Consider the following 19,494-nt stretch of genomic DNA (forward strand, 5'->3'; position numbering starts at 1 on the left):
TATATCAAAGTCTATACCCTGTTTTAAAATTTTCAAAAACTTTCATACTTTCATTTGTTTTCATAAACCAAATCTAGGATTGACTCCAATATTTTATGACAAACGTTTGACATTTTTTCTCAATTCTTTGGCCAAAGTCTTGCTTTTTTTTATAGAAATCGGTACTATGGAAGTAAGAAAAATTTTGGAGGAGTCAAATGGAATGGACAACCGAACTTCGGTACAAACGGTATGAAGACTGGACCGAAGAAGAAAAGAAACGAATTAAAGAAAAGATGGCCAAATCCCCTTGGCATACTCACTACCATGTTGAACCAACATCTGGTCTCTTGAATGACCCAAATGGTTTCTCTTATTTTGATGGCAAATGGATCCTCTTTTACCAAAACTTTCCGTTTGGAGCCGCTCATGGGTTGAAGTCTTGGGTACAACTCGAAAGTGACGATTTAGTCCATTTTAATGAAACCGGAGTGAAGGTCTTGCCTGACACACCTTTAGATAGCCATGGAGCCTATTCTGGTTCTGCTATGCAGTTTGATGACAAACTATTCTTATTCTATACTGGAAATGTTCGCGATGAAGAATGGGTCCGTCATCCCTACCAAGTCGGCGCTTTGATGGACAAAGAAGGAAAGATTGAAAAAATTAACAAAATCTTGATTGATCAACCCGCTGATTCTACTGATCACTTCCGCGACCCACAGATTTTTAATTTCAAAGGCCAATACTATGCCATCGTCGGTGGTCAAGACCTTGAGAAAAAAGGATTCGTTCGTCTTTACAAAGCAGTGAATAACGATTATACCAACTGGGTTGAGGTAGGCGATCTTGATTTCAACAATGATTGTACAGCTTATATGATGGAATGTCCTAACTTGGTCTTCGTCGGCGAGCAACCTATCCTTCTTTATTGCCCTCAAGGTTTGGACAAAGCGGTCCTCGATTACGACAATATCTACCCAAATATGTATAAGATTGGGGCTTCTTTTGATCCTGAACAGGCTCGTTTAGTTGACGTATCTGAATTGCAAAATTTGGATTACGGCTTCGAAGCTTATGCAACTCAAGGCTTCAATGCCCCTGATGGAAGAGCATTAACTGTTAGCTGGTTAGGTTTACCAGATGTCGCTTATCCATCTGATCGTTACGACCACCAAGGAGCTTTCTCTTTGGTCAAAGAGTTAAGTATTAAGGACGGTAAACTTTATCAATACCCAGTTGAGGCTGTTAAAGAGCTCCGCTCCACTTCATCCGAGTTTACCAACAAAGAAGTTACCAACAATTGTTACGAATTAGAATTAGCCTTTGAAGCAAATAGCAAAAGTGAGATTGTTCTCCTAGCCGATAAAGAAGGCAAAGGACTTTCTATTACTTTCGATATTGCAAATGGTCAAGTCATTGTCGATCGTAGCCAAGCTGGCCAACAATATGCCCAAGAGTTTGGGACTACTCGTACTTGCCCTATTGAAAACCAAGCTACAACTGCTACTATTTTCATCGATCATTCTATTTTTGAAATTTTTATCAACAAAGGAGAAAAAGTATTCTCTGGTCGCGTCTTCCCGCATACTGATCAAACTGGTATTTTGATTAAATCTGGAACGCCTACCGGAACATACTACGAACTAGACTATGGTCGCAAAGCTCACTGATGTCGCCAAATTAGCTGGCGTCAGCCCCACGACAGTTTCACGAGTCATTAACAAAAAGGGCTATTTATCTGAAAAAACTGTCTCAAAAGTTAAAGAGGCCATGAGAGAATTGGGCTACAAGCCCAATTCGATCGCTCGGAGCCTACAAGGAAAATCAGCCAAGTTAATCGGCTTAATCTTCCCAAAAATCAGCCATGTCTTCTATGCAGAATTAATCGATAAACTGGAAGAAGAATTGTTCAAACATGGGTACAAAACCATTATTTGTAATAGCGAGCATGATTCGGAAAAAGAACGTGAATACATCGAAATGCTAGAAGCCAATCAAGTAGATGGGATTATTTCTGGTAGTCATAATCTGGGAATTGAAGATTATAACCGAGTCACAGCTCCTATCATCGCCTTTGACCGGAACCTCTCCCCTGAGATTCCTGTCGTCTCGTCGGATAACTACGCTGGGGGCGTTCTCGCTGCGGAAACCCTTGCCAAGACGGGGGCAAAAAAGATTATCATGCTCACAGGGAATGATAACTCCAATTCCCCTACTGGCCTCCGGCATGCTGGCTTTGCTTCCGTCCTACCAGAAGCACAAATTATCAATGTTTCCAGTGATTATTCACCCATTCGCAAAGAAATGGAAATCAAGTCCATCTTGACCCAGCAAAAACCGGATGCCATCTTTGCGTCTGACGATCTAACGGCTATTTTGGTGATGAAAATCGCTGACGAACTCGGCATTGCCATTCCAGAAGACCTGAAGATCATTGGCTATGACGGGACCTACTTTATCGAAAATTATTTCCCCCGTCTCACCACCATCAAGCAACCCTTACAAGAGATTGCTCGCCTGACGGTCGACCTTCTTCTTCAAAAAATCGAAGGAAAAGATGTAAAAACAACAGGCTATTTTCTCCCTGTTAGTGTTTTACCAGGAAAAAGTGTTTAAAAGAGAGTGGGACAGAAATCGGTAATTCGTTAGAATTCGATTTCGTCGTCCCACCTCCGCACAGTTGAGTAGGGCTGTAAAAGCTGATAAAATCAGCGCAGTAGAGCCCACTCAACCACTGCGTCTTGTTAGACAATCCAAAGTCAATTGAGAAGACCGAACTTTTGTACCAGTCTTTTTCCTTATCATGATCAAGCAAAGCTCTATACTCAAAAAGAAACCACCCTCAAAGGTGGTTTCTTTTCTATCTTATTCTGCTTCCGTTACGAATTGACTTAAGACACCATTCACAAACCGAGCAGATTTCTCATCTGAAAATGTTTTAGCTAATTCAATTGCTTCATTCACTGCAACCAGCTGAGGGGTATCAAAGGAAGTGATTTCGAACACACCCAAACGAAGAATGTTTTTCTCCACTAGAGTCAAGCGTTCGACGGTCCATCCAGTTTTCAAGTGTTGGGCAATCTGTTGATCCAATTCATCCTTTGATTGACGAACACCCGATACCAAATTGAGTAGAAAAGCTGGAATTTCCACTTCCTGGTCAGTTTCCTCTTTGTCATGAGTAAAAGCAAATTGACACGCTTCTACAACATCCCCTTCATACTCTAAACTCATTAGAGCTTGAAAGGCACGCTCCCGTAGATCACGACGTGATTCAAATAAAATATCAGTCATTGAGGAAATCCTCATTAAACAAATCTTTCAAATCAGGTTTCGCTGCTTTTTCAGTCACGATTCCAACCACATGGATATTGACATCATCCAAGGTGACATCTGCCATATTGTAGACAGCTGTTTTTACTGCTTTTTGGATCGCAACCGCTACTTTAGGGACTGCTACACCATACTCTAGATAAAGGTAAATATCAACAGAGATTTGACCATCTTCTTGTGTACGAAGGTAAACCCCACGTCCTAGAGCACGTTTTGAAAGGCTATCCGATACACTCTTGTTTTCAAGAGAATGAACACCATCTACTTTTGCAGTCGCAATCGCAATAATTTTTTCTAGCACACGAGGTGCAATGACGATTTCGCCGTATTGTTCAGTTGCCATAGAAGTTCCTTTCTATCAGACCTATTTTAGAGCTGATTAGGCACGAGAAACGTAAGTTCCTTCAGCTGTATTGATAATCAATTTTTGTCCTGCTTCGATGAAGTCTGGAACGTTTACCACAAGACCTGTTTCCATTGTAGCTGGTTTACCAGAACCTGTCACTGTAGCACCTTTAATAGATGGTTGAGTTTCAGCAACTGTCAATTCAACAGTTGTAGGAACCGTCACCCCAATCACTTCACTTCCGTAGAATTGGATTTTCACTTCTGAGTTTTCAAGGATGTAAAGCAATTCGTTCTCAACATTGACAACAGGAATTTCATATTGGTCGTATGTTTCAGTATTCATGAAGTAAGCTGTATCATCCATTTTATACAAGTATTGAGCTGGTACAGTTTCAATAATAGCTTGCTCAAATTTTTCTTCTGGACGGTAGCTTGTATCAAAAGTTGAACCAGTACGAACATCACGCAATTTCATACGCATGATGGTGTTTCCTTTACCTGGTTTGTGGTGGCTAGCTTCCAAAACGCGAATCAATTTTCCATCAGCTGTTTCAAAGGTCATACCAGCTTTCAACTTACTTGCTTCAATCATGTTTTCATACCTCTTTTTAAAAATATATTACTCTTTATTTTATCACAAATGCTCAGATTTCTCAAATCTGTCTCTGCAAATTTCCTTAGATCACAATCAATTCTTTCGGTGCCAAGGTCAAGACTTCACAACCGGTTTCCGTAATCAGGAGATCATCTTCAATCCGGACACCAGATAGGCCTTCAATGTAGATCCCTGGCTCATCTGTCAAGACCATGCCGGCCTTGATAACTTCTTTGGAAGTTTGACTGAAATAAGGCTCTTCATGGATGTCCAAGCCAATACCATGTCCAATTCCATGAGTAAAGTACTGGCCGTATCCTGCCGCCTCGATAATGTCTCGAGGAATTTTATCAAACTCACGGAAACCGAGTCCAGCCTTGGCTTCAGAAATGAGAGCTTGGTTGGCTTTCAAGACCGTTTCGTAGATTTCTCTTTCCTTGTCGCTGACATGACCTGCATAAATGGTCCGGGTCATATCACTGACGTAATGGTTGTAAAGACAGCCAAAGTCCAAGGTCAAGGCATCCCCAGCAGAGATGATGCGATCACTTGGAGTCGCATGGGGCATAGCAGAGCGCTCTCCCGCAGCGGATATGATATCAAAGGATACACCTGACGCTCCCAATTCCCGCATTCTGAAATCGAGGAAGGTCGCCGCTTCTAATTCTGTTGTTTGGCCAACCTTGATAAACTCCAGCACATCTAGGAAGGCTTGATCTGAAATACTGCAAGCCTTGCGGATGGTTGCTACTTCTGTCTCATCTTTAATCAAACGAAACTCCATTACAAAATCAGACAAGGCTCTTAGAGCGACTCCTGAGAAAGCGGTCGCTAGACGGGTATGGTAGGCAACTGTGATCTCATCCTCAAAGCCAAGTTCTTGGATCGCTGCGTCTTTGACAATTTTTGCTGCTTCTTCCAATTCATTGCGGGTTTCAACAATCTCAACAAAGGGGAAACAAGTCGCATGGGCATGAATGGTATAGCGCGAATCGGTGAAGAGGACCACGCGCTCTTCTGTCACCAAAACAGTCCCATTTGATCCCCAGAAACCTGTCAAATAGTAGACATTTTTCAAGTTGTTAATGAGGACAGCTTTTAGATCCTGTGCCTTCATTTTAGTTCGTAGATTTGTAATTCGTTGGTTCATTGTAATTTCCCTTTCAAATACTGTCCTGTAAAGCTAGCTGGGTTGCTGGCTACTTCTTCTGGTGTTCCTGTCGCAATAATGGTACCACCACCGACACCACCTTCTGGTCCTAAGTCGATGATATGGTCCGCTGTCTTAATGACATCTAAGTTGTGCTCAATAACCAAAACGGTATTGCCATCATCCACAAACCGTTCCAAAACCTTGAGCAAACGAGAGATATCCTCTGTATGAAGTCCTGTTGTCGGCTCATCCAAAATATAAAAAGACTTACCTGTCGAACGCTTATGAAGCTCAGAAGCCAACTTCATCCGCTGGGCTTCTCCTCCTGAAAGTGTCGTTGCCGGCTGTCCCAGGGTCACATAGCCCAAGCCGACATCCTTGATCGTCTGCAACTTGCGATTAATCTTTGGAATATGTTTAAAGAAATCCACTGCATCATTGACAGTCATGTCCAAAATCTGGGAGATGTTCTTTTCTTTATAGTGAACTTCTAGGGTTTCACTGTTGTAGCGTCGCCCATGGCAGACTTCACACGGTACATAGACGTCCGGTAGGAAATGCATCTCAATCTTAATGATGCCATCTCCCGAACAAGCCTCACACCGGCCCCCCTTGACGTTGAAACTAAAGCGGCCTTTTTTGTAGCCTCTAATCTTGGCTTCATTGGTTTGAGCAAAGAGATCGCGAATGTCGTCAAATACACCTGTATAGGTAGCTGGATTGGAGCGTGGAGTGCGGCCAATCGGACTTTGGTCGATATCAATCAGTCGATCAATGTGCTCGACACCTGAAATGGTTTTGTATTTCCCGGGTTTCTCTGAATTGCGGTTCAATTTTTGCGCCAGCGTTTTTTTCAAAATACTGTTGACCAAGGTGGACTTCCCTGAGCCAGAAACGCCAGTAACAGCAATGAATTTACCCAGCGGGAAACGCGCTGTCACCTCTTTTAAGTTATTTTCAGCAGCCCCTGTTAGCTCGATAAAGCGACCGTTACCTACCCGCCGTTCCGTTGGTACGGGGATAGCCCGTTTTCCAGAGAGGTACTGACCGGTGATGGATTTGCTATTGCGGGCTACCTGCTTAGGTGTTCCAGCCGCAACAATCTCGCCTCCAAAGACACCGGCTCCTGGACCGACGTCGATCAGGTAATCAGCCTCTCTCATCGTATCCTCATCGTGTTCGACGACGATCAAGGTATTGCCTAAATCACGCATCTTTTTAAGGCTGGCAATCAAGCGGTCATTGTCCCTTTGATGGAGACCAATCGAAGGCTCATCCAAGATATAGAGGACACCTGAGAGATTGGAGCCAATCTGGGTAGCTAAGCGAATCCGCTGACTCTCTCCCCCAGATAGAGTCCCGGCTGAGCGAGATAGGGTCAGATAGCTCAAACCAACATTGTTCAGGAAGCTCAAGCGATCTTTCACCTCTTTGAGAATCGGACGAGCAATGGTCTCCTCATTCTTGGTTAATTTGAGATCAGCTATCACCTTAAGATGGTCCTCAATAGACAAGTCAGAGATTCGCCCGATATGGAGCCCCTTCTCTCCTCCTACCCGGACAGACAAGGCCTGGTCATTCAAGCGATAACCATGGCATGTAGCACAAGTTAATTCATTCATGTAGGACAACATCTGATTACGGGTGAAGTCACTAGACGTTTCATGGTAGCGGCGATTGATGTTGGTGACGACCCCTTCAAAAGGAATGTCAATATCTCGAACCCCACCAAAATCATTCTCATAATGGAAATGGAATTCCTTGCCCTCAGAACCATAAAAAACCAAGTGGCGGTCTTCTGGAGACAAGTCTTCAAATGGCTTGTCCATATCAATCCCAAACTGGATCATTGCCTGCTCCAACATCTGAGGATAGTAGTTAGAAGAAATTGGATTCCAGGGTGCCAGCGCTCCTTCACGGAGAGTCTTACTAGCATCTGGAACAACCAAATCCAAGTCCACCTCTAGCTTGATCCCTAGTCCATCACAATCTGGACAAGAGCCAAAGGGGGCATTAAATGAAAAGAGACGAGGTTCCAACTCAGGGACGGTAAAGCCACAAACCGGGCAAGCGTAGTGCTCTGAAAAAAGCAGTTCATTATCGTCCATGGTATCGATGACCACGTAGCCATCCGCAATTCGAAGGGCAGCTTCTACCGAATCAAAGAGACGAGAACGAATGCCGTCTTTGATGACAATCCGGTCTACGACAACCTCGATGGTGTGCTGTTGGCTTTTGGATAATTCTGGGACCTCTGTCACATCAAAGATTTCGCCATCCACACGCACCCGGACATAGCCGTCTTTTTGCACCTTTTCGATGATATTCTTATGCTGGCCTTTTTTCTTGCGAACAATGGGCGCTAAGATTTGCAGGCGTTGGCGCTCTGGCAGTTCCAAAACTTGGTCAACAATCTGCTCGACTGAAGAAGCGGTAATCGCTCCATGGCCATTGATACAGTATGGAGTCCCCACACGAGCATATAAAAGACGTAAGTAATCGTTGATTTCAGTTGTCGTTCCAACTGTTGACCGCGGATTTTTGCTGGTTGTTTTTTGGTCAATAGAAATGGCTGGACTTAGGCCATCAATCGAGTCCACATCGGGTTTTTCCATATTTCCTAAAAACTGACGAGCATAGGCTGACAGACTCTCTACATAACGTCTTTGCCCTTCCGCATAGAGAGTGTCAAAGGCTAAGCTCGATTTCCCAGAACCTGATAGACCAGTGACCACCACTAGCTTATCTCGAGGGATTTCAACATCAATATTTTTTAAATTATGAGCACGCGCTCCATGAATGACAATTTTATCGAGCATTTCTTCCACTTTTCATCAATTTATTTATCCTTCATTATATCAAATTTTTCAGCATTCTTTTATCCAAAAGCGTGCTTTTTCTGTTATAATGTTAAGGTGTAAAAAAACAAGGGGAGGCACCATGAAACAGGTCTTTTTATCAACCACAACTGAATTTAAAGAAATAGAGACACTGGAACCCGGTAGCTGGATCAACCTTGTCAACCCTTCCCAAAGTGAATCAATGGAAATCGCATCTGCTTTCGGTATCGACATTGCCGACTTACGGGCACCACTCGATGCGGAAGAAATGTCTCGTATGACCATCGAAGATGAGTATACCTTGATTATCGTAGACGTTCCCATCAAGGAAGAGCGGAACAATCAGACCTACTATGTCACTATCCCTTTGGGAATCATCCTAACAGAAGAGGCCATCATCACTACTTGCTTGGAAGAGTTGCCTCTCCTAGATACCTTTATCAATCGTCGCTTGCGGAATTTTTATACTTTCATGCGGTCGCGCTTCATCTTCCAGATCCTTTATCGCAATGCTGAACTTTATTTGACTGCGCTTCGTACCTTGGATCGTAAGAGCGAACAGATCGAGAGTCAATTGCACAAATCAACGCGTAATGAAGAGTTGATTGAACTGATGGAGTTGGAAAAGACCATTGTCTACTTCAAGGCCTCTCTGAAAACCAATGAGCGCGTGATCAAGAAATTGACCAGTGCCACTAGCAACATTAAGAAATACCTGGAAGATGAGGATCTGTTGGAAGATACCTTGATCGAGACCCAACAGGCCATTGAGATGGCGGATATTTATGGAAACATTCTCCACTCTATGACTGATACCTTCGCATCGATCATCTCCAACAACCAGAATAATATCATGAAGACCTTGGCCATGGTGACCATCGTCATGTCCATCCCAACTATGATTTTCTCGGCCTATGGGATGAACTTCAAGAACAATGACCTACCCCTCAATGGAGAAGCTAATGCTTTTTGGCTCATTATCTTTATCGCCTTTGCCATGACCGGATCGCTCGTTGTCTACCTCATCCATAAAAAATGGTTCTAACACCTACTAATAACACTAAGGAGTATTTATGTCTCAATTTGATTTGACCCAATTAAGTAAAAAAAATCAAGAATTCATTCGCATCGCTAAACACCAATTGATTGAAAACGGCAAAACAGAAGAAGAGGCTACTAGCCTGATTGAAGAAATTCTTCCAACTATCTTTGAAAACCAACCAAAAGGAGTAACGGCGCGAACTCTCTTTGGAGCGCCAACTGTTTGGGCCAATGCTTTTAGTGATAAGGAACGCTACGAAAAAGAGCATCCAAAAGAAAATGATACTCCTCTTCTCATGATTACGGATTCTTTCCTTCTCGTCTTTGGTCTTTTTGCTGCCATTTCAGCCTTCATGAACCTTTTTGCACCTCAGGGAACCACTTATGGACTTCTCACTTTAACTCTTGGTAGCTTGGCTGGTGGGGTTGTGCTCTATTTGATGTATTACTACTTCTACCAATACTACGAAGTTTCTAAACGTGGAATGAAACGGCCTGCTTTAACCAAGTCACTTCCTATCCTAATGTTAGCCATGATCCTTTGGGTTGTGATTCTCATGGTCACTGCTCTTCTTCCACAATTCCTCAACCCTCGTGTACCGAACTGGTTCATGCTCTTACTCGGTGGTGGGGCTCTTCTCCTTCGCTACTATTTGAAGAAAAAATACAATATCAAGAGTGCCAATACAGCACCTCAACGACGCTAAAAAGAAACGGATGAACACTTCATCCGTTTTTGTTTTACTGCATGTCCTTGTTCAACCTTTTTGAAAAATAGAGGACTAAGTCATCATTGTTTTCACAAGAACTGTAAGGGTTCAAGGGCTGATCCCTAAACCAAACCCCAGATCCATCTGGGATATAGCCCCGTTTAACATACAGTCTTTGAGCCGGGCCATAACCCGAGTGTAAACCAACCCCTAAAGTCACAATCTCTGAAAGTAGCCAGACTCTTTTTTCCGCCTCTTCTAAGAGTTGATTCCCAATTCCTCGATTTCTAAATGGCTCAAAAACATTAAAATCAGTTAGTTCAGGATAGACTCCCACGAAAGGACCGTGCTTGGCATCAGGCAATATAGTGATATAACCTGCCACAAATCCATCCGACTCAGCTACTAATACGTCCCTTTCTCCATTCTCCTGATCCTGAAAATAGCTGGTCAAGATATCCTTTCTACCCGGCCACCCTTGGTGGATAAAGGCTTGAGAGATTTGCTCAATATCTGCCTTTATCATCCTCCTGATGATTACACCTTCCTTCATAGTTCCCTCCTTGATACATTTCTTCCCACATTATAACACGATTAGAGCTAGGGAAAGGTCAAAGAGGTCCACCCGAACCTCAACTCGCTATCACATTTCTAAGCTCGTGAAAAAAAGACCCGTAAGGGTCTTTTCTTTAATCTTCGTTTACGAAAGGCATCAAAGCCATTACGCGAGCGCGTTTGATAGCTGTTGTTACTTTACGTTGGTTCTTCGCTGAAGTTCCAGTTACACGACGAGGAAGGATTTTCCCACGTTCTGAAACGAAACGGCTAAGAAGCTCAGTATCTTTGTAATCAACATATTCAATTTTGTTTGCTGCGATGTAATCAACTTTTTTACGGCGTTTGAATCCGCCACGACGTTGTTGAGCCATGTTTATTTCTCCTTTATAGTTTTAATTCGTTAAACCCATTCTTAGAATGGTAGATCGTCATCCGAGATGTCCATTGGATTAGCTCCGAATGGATTGTCATCACGTCCAAAGTTTGGTGTTGCATTCGATGGTTCAGATCCTCCAAAGCTTGGAGCTGCATTTCCTGCAAATCCTCCAGCTGAAGCATAGCCTCCACCAGCTTGTCCTTCACGATTCGCGCGGCTTTCCAACAATTGGAAGCTGTCCGCTACGACTTCAGTGACATAAACACGTTGACCTTGCTGATTCTCATAATTACGAGTCTGGATACGACCTGTAATCCCAACTAAGGCACCCTTTTTAGCCCAATTTGCTAAATTTTCAGCTTGTTGACGCCAAATCACACAGTTGATAAAGTCCGCATCTCGTTCACCATTTTGGTTTTTAAAATTACGGTTAACAGCGAGTGAGAATGTCGCAACAGCCTGATTTTGAGGGGTATAACGAAGTTCAGCATCTCGAGTCATACGACCTACAAGTACAACATTGTTAATCATTAGTCACCTTCTTTATTCGTTAGGGCTTACGCGTCAACTTTTACGATCATGTGACGAAGAATGTCACCGTTGATTTTTGAAAGACGGTCGAACTCGTTAAGAGCTGCATCGTCGTTCGCTTCAACGTTTACGATGTGGTAAAGTCCTTCACGGAAATCTTGGATTTCGTATGCAAGACGACGTTTTTCCCAATCTTTTGATTCAACAACAGTTGCACCGTTGTCAGTCAAGATAGAGTCAAAGCGTGCTACCAAAGCGTTTTTAGCTTCTTCTTCAATGTTTGGACGAATAATATAAAGAATTTCGTATTTAGCCATTGATATGTTCCTCCTTTTGGTCTAATGACCCCAAGCCTTTGCAAGGGGTAAGTGAGGTTTGCTCACAAGAAACTATTATACCAGACTTTAGGATAGATGGCAAGTAAAAATACCTTCCCTTGATACTTTTCGAGAAGATTTATTTTTCTTCTATTATTTTCTCTAGTTTTTATACAGCAAGGAAATCTCCTCCTTTCCTTAAAGAAAACTGATATCAGTTAGCTTTAAGAAAGGGCCGTTATACTACCTTCATCACAAACAAGAAACGAGGAACGGTTATGAATTATTTAGTCATCCCCGCTTATCAACCCGATCAAAAACTTCTCAAACTGGTGAAAAAACTGAGAGAAAAATGTGACTTCTCCATTATCGTTGTGGACGATGGTAGTTCTGAGGAGTGCCAGGCTATTTTTGAAAAATTAGACGGATTAGCTACAGTCCTTCACCACGAAGTGAACCTTGGAAAAGGAGGGGCTCTCAAAACAGCCTACACCTACATTCAAGAGCAAGGGCAATACGGAACAGTCATCACTGCCGATGCCGATGGCCAACATAAGGTTTGGGATATCTTCCGCGTGGCCAACCAGTCGCAAGATAATCCGAATCAATTGATTCTAGGGGCACGCGCCTTTTCAGGAAAGGTTCCCTTGCGTTCTGCATTCGGAAATAAATTGACCCGCTTCTTATTCAAGCAACAAACAGGGGTCGCTGTGACAGATACCCAGACTGGCCTTCGAGCCTTTACAACCAACATGATTCCCTTTATGTTAGAAATTGATGGACTACGGTATGAGTACGAAATGAATGTTCTCCTCGCAGCTAGTAAATCCTTCCCCATCTTGGAAGTTCCGATCGAAACAGTCTATATCAATGACAATGAAGGGTCCCACTTCCGTCCTGTTCGAGACGGTCTCATGATCTACAAGGACATGTTCAAGTTTGCCCTCTCCTCCCTGAGTAGCTTTATCGTTGACTATCTGGTCTACGCCTTCTTCCTTTTCGTGATGATGGCTGTGCCGATTAGCCTTCGGATCCTCCTTGCAAACGGGATTGCTCGTGTGGCCAGCTCCATCTTTAACTACTCGACCAACAAACGTCTAGTCTTTAAGAACAAAGACAGCGTGGCTCGAACCGGAAGTGGTTACTTGGGACTTGCGATTGGACTCTTTATTCTCGATACCCTCTTGATTCGACTCTTCTATACAAGCTTCGGTCTCCATTTGCTCCTCAGCAAAGTGCTCGTCGGACTCTTGCTTTTCGTCGTCTCATGGCTGATTCAAAAAAAAATTATTTTCAAGGAAAGGACTGCACCTACTCATGAAATTCTTTAAAAAATCTTATACCTATGCTGCTTGTTTTGGTATCCTGCTAACAAGCTCCTTCAGCTATTCTATGCTTAAGACCTTCGTCTTATCAGATGCCATCCAAACCGTTAGTGCGACCACATCGGATACCACGGCGGCCAAAAAAGCTGCAGCAACTGCTACCACTACAGATACCAGTTACTCCGATGACAATATCCAGGTAAACTTGACAGAAAAAACAGTTGAAAACACCCAGGTTTACATTGCAGATATTAGGGTTAGCTCCTCAGACTATCTCAAGACGGCTCTAGCCCAAAATACCTATGGAACAAACGTGACGGCTAAGACCTCTGTCACTGCAGCTGAGAATAATGCCTTTCTAGCCGTCAATGGAGACTACTACGGAGCCAATAGCACCGGCTATGTCATCCGAAACGGAGTGGTTTATCGCGATACGGTTCGTGAAGACTCTAGCAATGGCGACTTAGCCATTTACAAGGATGGTTCCTTCAAAATTATCTACGAAGATGAAATCTCTGCCGATCAATTAGTCGAAGATGGCGTCGTCAATCTCCTCGCTTTCGGTCCTTCCTTAGTTGAAGATGGAGAAATAACTGTCGATACCAATTCAGAGGTTGGTCAATCCATGGCCTCTAATCCACGTACCGCCATTGGGATCATCGATGAAAACCACTACATCATTGTCGTCTCGGACGGCCGGACTTCAGAGAGTGAAGGGCTTTCTCTCTACCAATTAGCGGAAGTGATGAAATCGTATGGCGTTAAAACAGCCTACAACCTGGATGGTGGTGGATCTTCTACCCTCTACTTCAATGGCCAAGTTATTAACAAACCAACTACAAATGGTACTATCTCAGAAAGGGCGGTGAGTGACATTGTCTACATCGGTTACTAATCCTATCAAACAACGGTTGAAAAAGACCATCCTATGGTACACTCTGACTTCATCTTTCTTCTTCATCGGGAGTCGCATCTACGAACACTTTAGTTTTGGGGAAACCTCTGCCTTCATGCACTATCTCTTCTTGATCCCTTTGATTGGCGGTACCTTGCTAGTGACTCTGCAACTAGTGGTAAAAGGCCTTTCTCGAATCACTCTTAATCTTTGGAACTCAGCAGTTGCCACGGCAACTGCGGGGGCTCTCTATCGAGGCATTGTCAACCTCTCTGGTCGCTCAACAACTCTCGACCAACCCTACTATTATGTCGCAGGGTTTTTCCTAGCCCTTGCCCTCATCAGCCTCTTCTTAGTCCGCAGTGTCTGGGTGGAAAAAACAAAGTTAAGTACTTAATATTGAAAGCTCTTATCCAATTATTATGGATAAGAGCTTTTAGATTTTTTACAATACTATCTATCAAAAAAGAAACCAGAATAACTTCTGATTTCTTTTGGAATAAACTTATTTATTTACGTTTTCCCATTTCCAGTTGTGTACTTCTGGAATATCATCACCATGTTCACGGATGTAAGCATTGTGGAAGGCAATTGTTTCGTCCATTTGAGCTGCGAATTCAGCTGCTTCTGCTCCAAGAGCTGCATTGGCTGCATCTTGTGCCAAGTGGAAGCGATCCAATTCAGACATCACACGCATATCGAATGGTGTTGTGATATCTCCGTTTTCACGGTAACCATGCACACGCAAGTTGTGATTGTGACGGTTAAAGAAGATGTCACGGATCATGCCTTCGTAACCATGGAAGGCAAAGATTACTGGTTTATCAGTTGTGAAGACTTTATCGAACTCTTCATCTGAAAGTCCACGCGCATCAACGGATGGGTGACGCAATTTCAAGATATCTACCACATTGACAAAGCGGATCTTCAATTCTGGGAAGGCCTTGTGCAAGATTGTGATGGCAGCAAGAGCTTCAAGGTTTGGCTCTGTACCTGCAGCTGCAATGACAAGATCTGGATCTTCATCTGCTGACACAGTTGATGCCCAATCGATCACCTTGTATCCTTCACGAACCAATTCCTCTGCTTCATCAGCTGAGTAGAATTGAGGACGTGGGTGTTTAGAAGAAACGATCAAGTTAATCATATCTTCTGCCTTGAAGGCTTGGTCCATCACCGCAAGCAACGTATTCGTATCTGCTGGCAAGTACTCACGGATGTATTCTGGAGTTTTTTCTGCCAAGTGAGTCAAGATACCTGGATCTTGGTGAGTGTAGCCATTGTGGTCTTGTTGGAAAACAGTTGAAGTCGCAATCAAGTTTAAGGCAGGGTAGTTTTTACGCCATGTCGTGTGAGTCTTAGATTTACGCAACCATTTAAAGTGTTGAGTAATCATAGAGTCTACGACACGAAGGAATGATTCGTAAGAAGCGAAGAAGCCATGACGACCTGTCAAGACATATCCTTCCAGCATACCTTCTGCTTGGTGCTCTGACAATTGAGAGTCAATGACACGTCCAGCAGGGCTCAAAGCTTCATCGTAGTCTGGTTTCGTACGTCCTAACCATTGACGGCTTGTACGAGTGAAGACTTCTTGAAGACGGTTTGATTTAGTTTCATCTGGTCCAAAGATACGGAAGTTATGTGGGTTCGCATCCACAAGATCTGCCGCATACTTACCAAACTCGATCATATCTTGGGCCATGATAGCACCTGGTGTTTCGATCTTGAAGGCATGTTTCTTCCAATCAGCAGTGTCCATTGGTTTAATGACACCTGCGTTTGTGATTGGGTTCATAGCCATGCGACGGTCACCTTTTGGTGCAATTTCAGCAATTTCAGGAAGCAATTTACCAGTTTCGTCGAACAATTCAGCTGGACGATATGATTCCAACCATGAAAGAAGAGCATCCACATGCTCCATATGGTGAGCATCTACTGGGATTGGAACTTGGTGCGCACGGAATCCACCCTCGATTGGTGTACCTTCCCAAGCTTTTGGTCCAGTCCAACCTTTAGGAATACGAGCAATCAAGACAGGGTATACTGGTTGAGTTGCTTCTTCTGCAGAACCTTTACGAGCTTCTGCTTGGACTTTCTTGATTTCTTCAATCGCTTCGTCTAATTTTTCTGCAAACAAAGCATGAGCTGCTTCGTGGTCGTCAGAAATAGCGGTTACGTCTGCAAAGATTGGTTTCCATCCAAGACCTTCAAAGAAAAGGGCCAATTCTTCGTCTGTTTTGCGTTCGAAGATTGTTGGGTTGTGGATTTTCCCACCGTTGAGGTAGAAGATTGGAAGAACAGCACCATCGTTAACTGGGTTCAAGAAGGTATTAGCCAACCAACCAGCCATCAATGGACCAGTTTCTCCTTCACCATCACCGATTACGGTTGCAGCAATCACATCTGGATTATCTAAAACAGCTCCAGCTGCGTGAGAAAGAGCATAACCAAGTTCTCCACCTTCGTGGATAGATCCTGGAGTTTCAGGTGCCGCGTGAGATGCAATCCCTCCTGGGAATGAGAAGATTTTACATAGGTGTTTAAATCCTTCTTCATTTTGTGGGATGTTTGGATTCAATTCTGTGTACGAACCATCTAAGTAAGAGTTGGACACCATTACTTGTCCACCATGACCTGGTCCTTCAATGTAGAACATATCCAAGTCGTATTTGTTGATGGCACGGTTCAAGTGAGCATAGATAAAGTTTTGTCCTGGTACAGTTCCCCAGTGTCCGATTGGGTGAGCCTTCAAGTCGTTTTCAACCACTTCACGTTTCAACAATGGGTTGTCTTTCAAGTACATTTGAGCAGCCGAAATGTAGTTGGCTGCACGCCACCACGCATCCACTTTATCCAAGTAAGCTTTGCTGTTAAAATCAACAGTCATATTGTCTCCTCTCAAATTCTAGCTATGATTCTGATGAATTAGAATCCAGTGCAAGTATTTAGGTTATAAACATTCTGTTTCATTCATATTAAGACAGAACGAACGCGAACCAAATTTAATTCAATTCTTTTCTATTCTATCAATAATTTAGCTTTTTGTATATAGAAAAAATTAAAAAAAATATAGTTTTTTATAAAAAGTTGCAAATCTCTTTTAAAATCAAAGCATTTTTCAATCATTTTACAAACAAGTTTTTGCTTAAACCTCTCAAAAAGCCTTTGAAATCAGCTATCTATAAATTCCCTTGTCACATAAAACCTTTCATGATATACTTTAGATATCAAACTAAAGGAGATCGTTATGATGAAGGAAAAACCTAACAAAGGATTTGTTTCAGGTCTGGTGCTTGCCCTTGTCTTTCTTGCATTCGCAGGATTAGTATTTTCATTATGGATGGGACGCCAGAACCCTTCTACTAGCTTTGCGAAGGCAGAAAAGTCTGGGGATCCTGTAACGATGCAAGTCTATGATATTACACAAGAACCTGTCGGAACTGTGGACAACGGCCACGTCCTCTATATCGTCCAATATGATAACCAAAATGATGGTAAATTTGCAGGGATCGAAGCCAAAAAAGACGATGCGACGATTAAAGAAATCGTTGATAAGGCAAAAAATGGGGAACTGCTGACCAAACCTTATCAACTAAAGGGAACGCAATTGGCCCCTTTGGCAAAGGATAGCAAAAATACGTCTCGTAACGGTCGCCTTGTCGGCTATAGCGACTACATCCATTCCCTTCTCGACCCGACTTCTGTCGTGTCCCTTAATATGACGACCAGCTATTACTTAAGCCTTACAGAGTACAACAAAGACTCCTTATTCCTCTTGATTGGTTCAGCTGCTCTTGCTGGACTTTCTATCATAATGGTCGTAGCCAGCTTCTCCGTTCGGAAACGGACCATTGCTTCCTATCAGGAACTCCACCAAAACTATCCCGAACTCCAAGGAGATCTGTCCCGCCTGTCTGATGGAGCCAGCTACTACAATCAAGACTTAAAAGTTATCTTGTACAAGAATCATTTGATCACCTATTTCAAAGGAACGCAAACGATTGATTTACGAGAGGTTCAACAACTATACTTACATGTCACTCGAGTTCGTCAATCAGGGATTGCTCGCTCGATCTTCCAATTGTGCTACATCCGCAAGGACAAACCAAAGAAACAGCACCGCCTATCCATTAAGAATAGGAAGAACGCTGAAGAACAACTCTACACTCTTTTTGCACAGGTGTCTGAGAGATTCCCAGATGTCAAAGTTGGCATTTAAAGATTTTCCAACTCCCTTTGGAAATACTGTTCTAAGCACTAAAATCCCCTCATCAGAATCAGTTGATGAGGGGATTTTTACTATTTAGGTCACGTTTGAAACGAGAGGATCAAATCACTTTTTTACCATTTTTATAGACATCTGTCACTAGGTTGGTCGCGAAGAAATAGAAGAGATAATCTAGATTTGGTGCATCGTAAATCGTGATGTCAGCCTGTCAAACAAGATCTAAGCTTCCGATTTTTAGGATTACTATAAAAAAGTGTATCTTCGCATGTATTTTTCTTAAACAAAAAAATCAAAAGGGAGAGGAGCAAGAGGGTACTTTTGAATTCCCTCTGTTCTTCTCCCTATTTTTTGATTTCTCAACTCACTTCAAATTTGGTTTTGTGGTGGAAGAGAGCTTCCGTAGCCTTATACACTTGATGAGCTACTTCTGCATTATTCATCGTGTATAGATGAATTCCTGCTACATCTTGAGTAACCAAATCCACGATTTGGTCTACAGTATAGGCAAGTCCTGCTGCTCTGAGAGATTCAGGGTCATTCTCATACTTGTCCAAGATAGCCTTAAACTTACGTGGGAGATGAATGTTCTCACAAGTCTTCAGTAGACGAAGAGCTTGGTTACGGTTAAGAATCGGCATGATTCCCGCATGAATTGGAACATCAATACCTGCCAAGGTACACTTGTCTTGGAAATCATAGAAACGCTCATTGTCAAAGAAAAGTTGCGTTACGAGACTGGAGCAGCCTGCGTCCACTTTCTTCTTGAGATTTTGAATATCCGAGATCTGATTTGGAGAGTCAGGGTGCCCTTCTGGGTAGCAAGCGCCAACAATATCAAAGTGAGGAGCTTGCTCCTTGATGAACTCAATCAAGTCTGTGGCGTAACGAAAATCCTTTTGAGGCTCAACACCCGGAATGATATCTCCACGAAGAGCCAAGATTTTCTGAACCCCAACCTTATCCAAATCTGCAATAGTCTCAGCCACCTTATCCTTAGTTAGGTAGATAGCTGGCAAGTGAGCAATGGTCGGAATCTCCAAGTCATTTTGGATATAGTCTGCCAAACGAACCGTCGTCTCTTTGATATTAAATTTATTATTGCTGGCAGTCACACTGATGAAGTGGGGAGCCAAGCCCTGCATATCTTTTAGGGCTGCAATAATTTTGTCATTGCCTACTGCTGGGTTTGGAGGGAAAACCTCAAAGGAGAGCGACGGTGTTTGCTTAGTCATCAAATGTATTCCTTTCTTGATTGAGCA

At 43.0% G+C, this 19,494-nt stretch carries 19 protein-coding genes; 8 read left to right on the top strand and 11 right to left on the bottom strand.

Annotated elements, in window-relative coordinates; genetic code table 11:
- Positions 1-197: 197 nt before the first annotated feature.
- Both ADH49_RS07095 and ADH49_RS07100 read left to right on the top strand, forming a co-directional pair.
- Complete coding sequence (locus tag ADH49_RS07095; protein WP_048691128.1) at positions 198-1,652, top strand: sucrose-6-phosphate hydrolase; 1,455 nt, start codon at positions 198-200, stop codon at positions 1,650-1,652.
- Entirely contained in the window at positions 1,633-2,598 is a 966-nt protein-coding gene (locus ADH49_RS07100) for a LacI family DNA-binding transcriptional regulator (RefSeq protein WP_048691131.1), read from the top strand. The genes ADH49_RS07095 and ADH49_RS07100 overlap by 20 nt, the downstream gene beginning before the upstream one ends.
- Positions 2,599-2,847: 249 nt before the next feature.
- On the opposite strand, the gene nusB is transcribed toward ADH49_RS07100, so the two are convergent.
- The 5 genes from nusB to uvrA form a co-directional block, all read right to left on the bottom strand.
- Positions 2,848-3,276: a transcription antitermination factor NusB gene (gene nusB / locus ADH49_RS07105; RefSeq protein ID WP_048691133.1), complete on the bottom strand. Its 429-nt coding sequence runs from the start codon at positions 3,274-3,276 to the stop codon at positions 2,848-2,850.
- On the bottom strand, positions 3,269-3,658 hold the full coding sequence (locus ADH49_RS07110) for an Asp23/Gls24 family envelope stress response protein (protein WP_006595687.1): 390 nt from the start codon (positions 3,656-3,658) through the stop codon (positions 3,269-3,271). The genes nusB and ADH49_RS07110 overlap by 8 nt, the downstream gene beginning before the upstream one ends.
- A 36-nt stretch (positions 3,659-3,694) precedes the next feature.
- Positions 3,695-4,255 carry an elongation factor P gene (gene efp, locus ADH49_RS07115; protein ID WP_006595686.1) on the bottom strand — a complete coding sequence of 187 codons (561 nt, stop codon included), beginning with the start codon at positions 4,253-4,255 and terminating at the stop codon, positions 3,695-3,697.
- A gap of 85 nt (positions 4,256-4,340) precedes the next feature.
- Entirely contained in the window at positions 4,341-5,408 is a 1,068-nt protein-coding gene (locus tag ADH49_RS07120) for a M24 family metallopeptidase (RefSeq protein ID WP_048691136.1), read from the bottom strand.
- Positions 5,405-8,230, bottom strand: coding sequence for an excinuclease ABC subunit UvrA (gene uvrA / locus ADH49_RS07125; RefSeq protein WP_048691138.1), 2,826 nt, complete (start codon positions 8,228-8,230; stop codon positions 5,405-5,407). The genes ADH49_RS07120 and uvrA overlap by 4 nt, the downstream gene beginning before the upstream one ends.
- 121 nt (positions 8,231-8,351) lie before the next feature.
- Between uvrA and ADH49_RS07130 the strand changes: the two genes are divergently transcribed.
- Both ADH49_RS07130 and ADH49_RS07135 read left to right on the top strand, forming a co-directional pair.
- A complete protein-coding gene (locus ADH49_RS07130; RefSeq protein WP_048691141.1) occupies positions 8,352-9,296 on the top strand; it encodes a magnesium transporter CorA family protein in 945 nt (314 codons plus the stop codon).
- Between the two features lie 28 nt (positions 9,297-9,324).
- The gene (locus tag ADH49_RS07135) at positions 9,325-9,999 is read left to right on the top strand and encodes a DUF1129 family protein (RefSeq protein WP_048691143.1); all 675 of its coding nucleotides are present in this window, start codon (positions 9,325-9,327) and stop codon (positions 9,997-9,999) included.
- Positions 10,000-10,033: 34 nt separating this feature from the next.
- Here the strand turns inward: ADH49_RS07135 and ADH49_RS07140 are convergent, their stop codons facing one another.
- The 4 genes from ADH49_RS07140 to rpsF all read right to left on the bottom strand — a co-directional run bounded on the left by ADH49_RS07140 (position 10,034) and on the right by rpsF (position 11,784).
- Positions 10,034-10,555 (bottom strand): GNAT family N-acetyltransferase, encoded by a 522-nt coding sequence (locus ADH49_RS07140; RefSeq protein ID WP_048691145.1) that lies wholly within the window; start codon positions 10,553-10,555, stop codon positions 10,034-10,036.
- Between the two features lie 136 nt (positions 10,556-10,691).
- A complete protein-coding gene (gene rpsR, locus ADH49_RS07145) occupies positions 10,692-10,931 on the bottom strand; it encodes a 30S ribosomal protein S18 (protein WP_000068664.1) in 240 nt (79 codons plus the stop codon).
- A gap of 41 nt (positions 10,932-10,972) precedes the next feature.
- The gene (locus tag ADH49_RS07150; RefSeq protein WP_006595680.1) at positions 10,973-11,467 is read right to left on the bottom strand and encodes a single-stranded DNA-binding protein; all 495 of its coding nucleotides are present in this window, start codon (positions 11,465-11,467) and stop codon (positions 10,973-10,975) included.
- A 26-nt stretch (positions 11,468-11,493) separates the two neighbouring features.
- Positions 11,494-11,784: a 30S ribosomal protein S6 gene (gene rpsF, locus ADH49_RS07155; RefSeq protein WP_006595679.1), complete on the bottom strand. Its 291-nt coding sequence runs from the start codon at positions 11,782-11,784 to the stop codon at positions 11,494-11,496.
- Between the two features lie 278 nt (positions 11,785-12,062).
- On the opposite strand from rpsF, the gene ADH49_RS07160 reads away from it, so the two are divergent.
- From ADH49_RS07160 to ADH49_RS07170, 3 genes are read left to right on the top strand one after another with little or no spacing between them, the layout of a single operon-like run.
- On the top strand, positions 12,063-13,115 hold the full coding sequence (locus ADH49_RS07160) for a bifunctional glycosyltransferase family 2/GtrA family protein (RefSeq protein ID WP_048691148.1): 1,053 nt from the start codon (positions 12,063-12,065) through the stop codon (positions 13,113-13,115).
- Entirely contained in the window at positions 13,102-14,004 is a 903-nt protein-coding gene (locus ADH49_RS07165) for a phosphodiester glycosidase family protein (RefSeq protein WP_048691150.1), read from the top strand. Before ADH49_RS07160 ends, ADH49_RS07165 begins: the two co-directional genes overlap by 14 nt.
- Positions 13,985-14,401, top strand: coding sequence for a hypothetical protein (locus tag ADH49_RS07170; protein WP_082161872.1), 417 nt, complete (start codon positions 13,985-13,987; stop codon positions 14,399-14,401). The genes ADH49_RS07165 and ADH49_RS07170 overlap by 20 nt, the downstream gene beginning before the upstream one ends.
- A 108-nt stretch (positions 14,402-14,509) precedes the next feature.
- Here the strand turns inward: ADH49_RS07170 and ADH49_RS07175 are convergent, their stop codons facing one another.
- Positions 14,510-16,894 carry a phosphoketolase family protein gene (locus tag ADH49_RS07175; RefSeq protein ID WP_048691154.1) on the bottom strand — a complete coding sequence of 795 codons (2,385 nt, stop codon included), beginning with the start codon at positions 16,892-16,894 and terminating at the stop codon, positions 14,510-14,512.
- A 360-nt stretch (positions 16,895-17,254) separates the two neighbouring features.
- Between ADH49_RS07175 and ADH49_RS07180 the strand changes: the two genes are divergently transcribed.
- On the top strand, positions 17,255-18,226 hold the full coding sequence (locus tag ADH49_RS07180) for a hypothetical protein (RefSeq protein ID WP_048691157.1): 972 nt from the start codon (positions 17,255-17,257) through the stop codon (positions 18,224-18,226).
- 365 nt (positions 18,227-18,591) lie between these two features.
- Here the strand turns inward: ADH49_RS07180 and metF are convergent, their stop codons facing one another.
- Entirely contained in the window at positions 18,592-19,467 is an 876-nt protein-coding gene (gene metF, locus ADH49_RS07185) for a methylenetetrahydrofolate reductase [NAD(P)H] (RefSeq protein WP_048691159.1), read from the bottom strand.
- Positions 19,468-19,494: the final 27 nt, after the last annotated feature.

The sequence above is a fragment of the Streptococcus sp. 400_SSPC genome (assembly GCF_001072745.1).
In the GTDB taxonomy this organism is placed as follows: domain Bacteria; phylum Bacillota; class Bacilli; order Lactobacillales; family Streptococcaceae; genus Streptococcus; species Streptococcus xiaochunlingii.

Excerpts from the sequence above, each read along its gene's own strand:
- rpsF (WP_006595679.1), bottom strand. The coding sequence starts at position 11,784 with ATGGCTAAATACGAAATTCTTTATATTATTCGTCCAAACATTGAAGAA.
- ADH49_RS07150 (WP_006595680.1), bottom strand. The coding sequence starts at position 11,467 with ATGATTAACAATGTTGTACTTGTAGGTCGTATGACTCGAGATGCTGAA.
- uvrA (WP_048691138.1), bottom strand. The coding sequence starts at position 8,230 with ATGCTCGATAAAATTGTCATTCATGGAGCGCGTGCTCATAATTTAAAA.
- ADH49_RS07140 (WP_048691145.1), bottom strand. The coding sequence starts at position 10,555 with ATGAAGGAAGGTGTAATCATCAGGAGGATGATAAAGGCAGATATTGAG.
- metF (WP_048691159.1), bottom strand. The coding sequence starts at position 19,467 with ATGACTAAGCAAACACCGTCGCTCTCCTTTGAGGTTTTCCCTCCAAAC.
- ADH49_RS07130 (WP_048691141.1), top strand. The coding sequence starts at position 8,352 with ATGAAACAGGTCTTTTTATCAACCACAACTGAATTTAAAGAAATAGAG.
- rpsR (WP_000068664.1), bottom strand. The coding sequence starts at position 10,931 with ATGGCTCAACAACGTCGTGGCGGATTCAAACGCCGTAAAAAAGTTGAT.
- ADH49_RS07180 (WP_048691157.1), top strand. The coding sequence starts at position 17,255 with ATGATGAAGGAAAAACCTAACAAAGGATTTGTTTCAGGTCTGGTGCTT.
- efp (WP_006595686.1), bottom strand. The coding sequence starts at position 4,255 with ATGATTGAAGCAAGTAAGTTGAAAGCTGGTATGACCTTTGAAACAGCT.
- ADH49_RS07165 (WP_048691150.1), top strand. The coding sequence starts at position 13,102 with ATGAAATTCTTTAAAAAATCTTATACCTATGCTGCTTGTTTTGGTATC.
- ADH49_RS07120 (WP_048691136.1), bottom strand. The coding sequence starts at position 5,408 with ATGAACCAACGAATTACAAATCTACGAACTAAAATGAAGGCACAGGAT.
- ADH49_RS07100 (WP_048691131.1), top strand. The coding sequence starts at position 1,633 with ATGGTCGCAAAGCTCACTGATGTCGCCAAATTAGCTGGCGTCAGCCCC.
- ADH49_RS07135 (WP_048691143.1), top strand. The coding sequence starts at position 9,325 with ATGTCTCAATTTGATTTGACCCAATTAAGTAAAAAAAATCAAGAATTC.
- ADH49_RS07175 (WP_048691154.1), bottom strand. The coding sequence starts at position 16,894 with ATGACTGTTGATTTTAACAGCAAAGCTTACTTGGATAAAGTGGATGCG.
- ADH49_RS07095 (WP_048691128.1), top strand. The coding sequence starts at position 198 with ATGGAATGGACAACCGAACTTCGGTACAAACGGTATGAAGACTGGACC.
- ADH49_RS07160 (WP_048691148.1), top strand. The coding sequence starts at position 12,063 with ATGAATTATTTAGTCATCCCCGCTTATCAACCCGATCAAAAACTTCTC.
- ADH49_RS07110 (WP_006595687.1), bottom strand. The coding sequence starts at position 3,658 with ATGGCAACTGAACAATACGGCGAAATCGTCATTGCACCTCGTGTGCTA.
- nusB (WP_048691133.1), bottom strand. The coding sequence starts at position 3,276 with ATGACTGATATTTTATTTGAATCACGTCGTGATCTACGGGAGCGTGCC.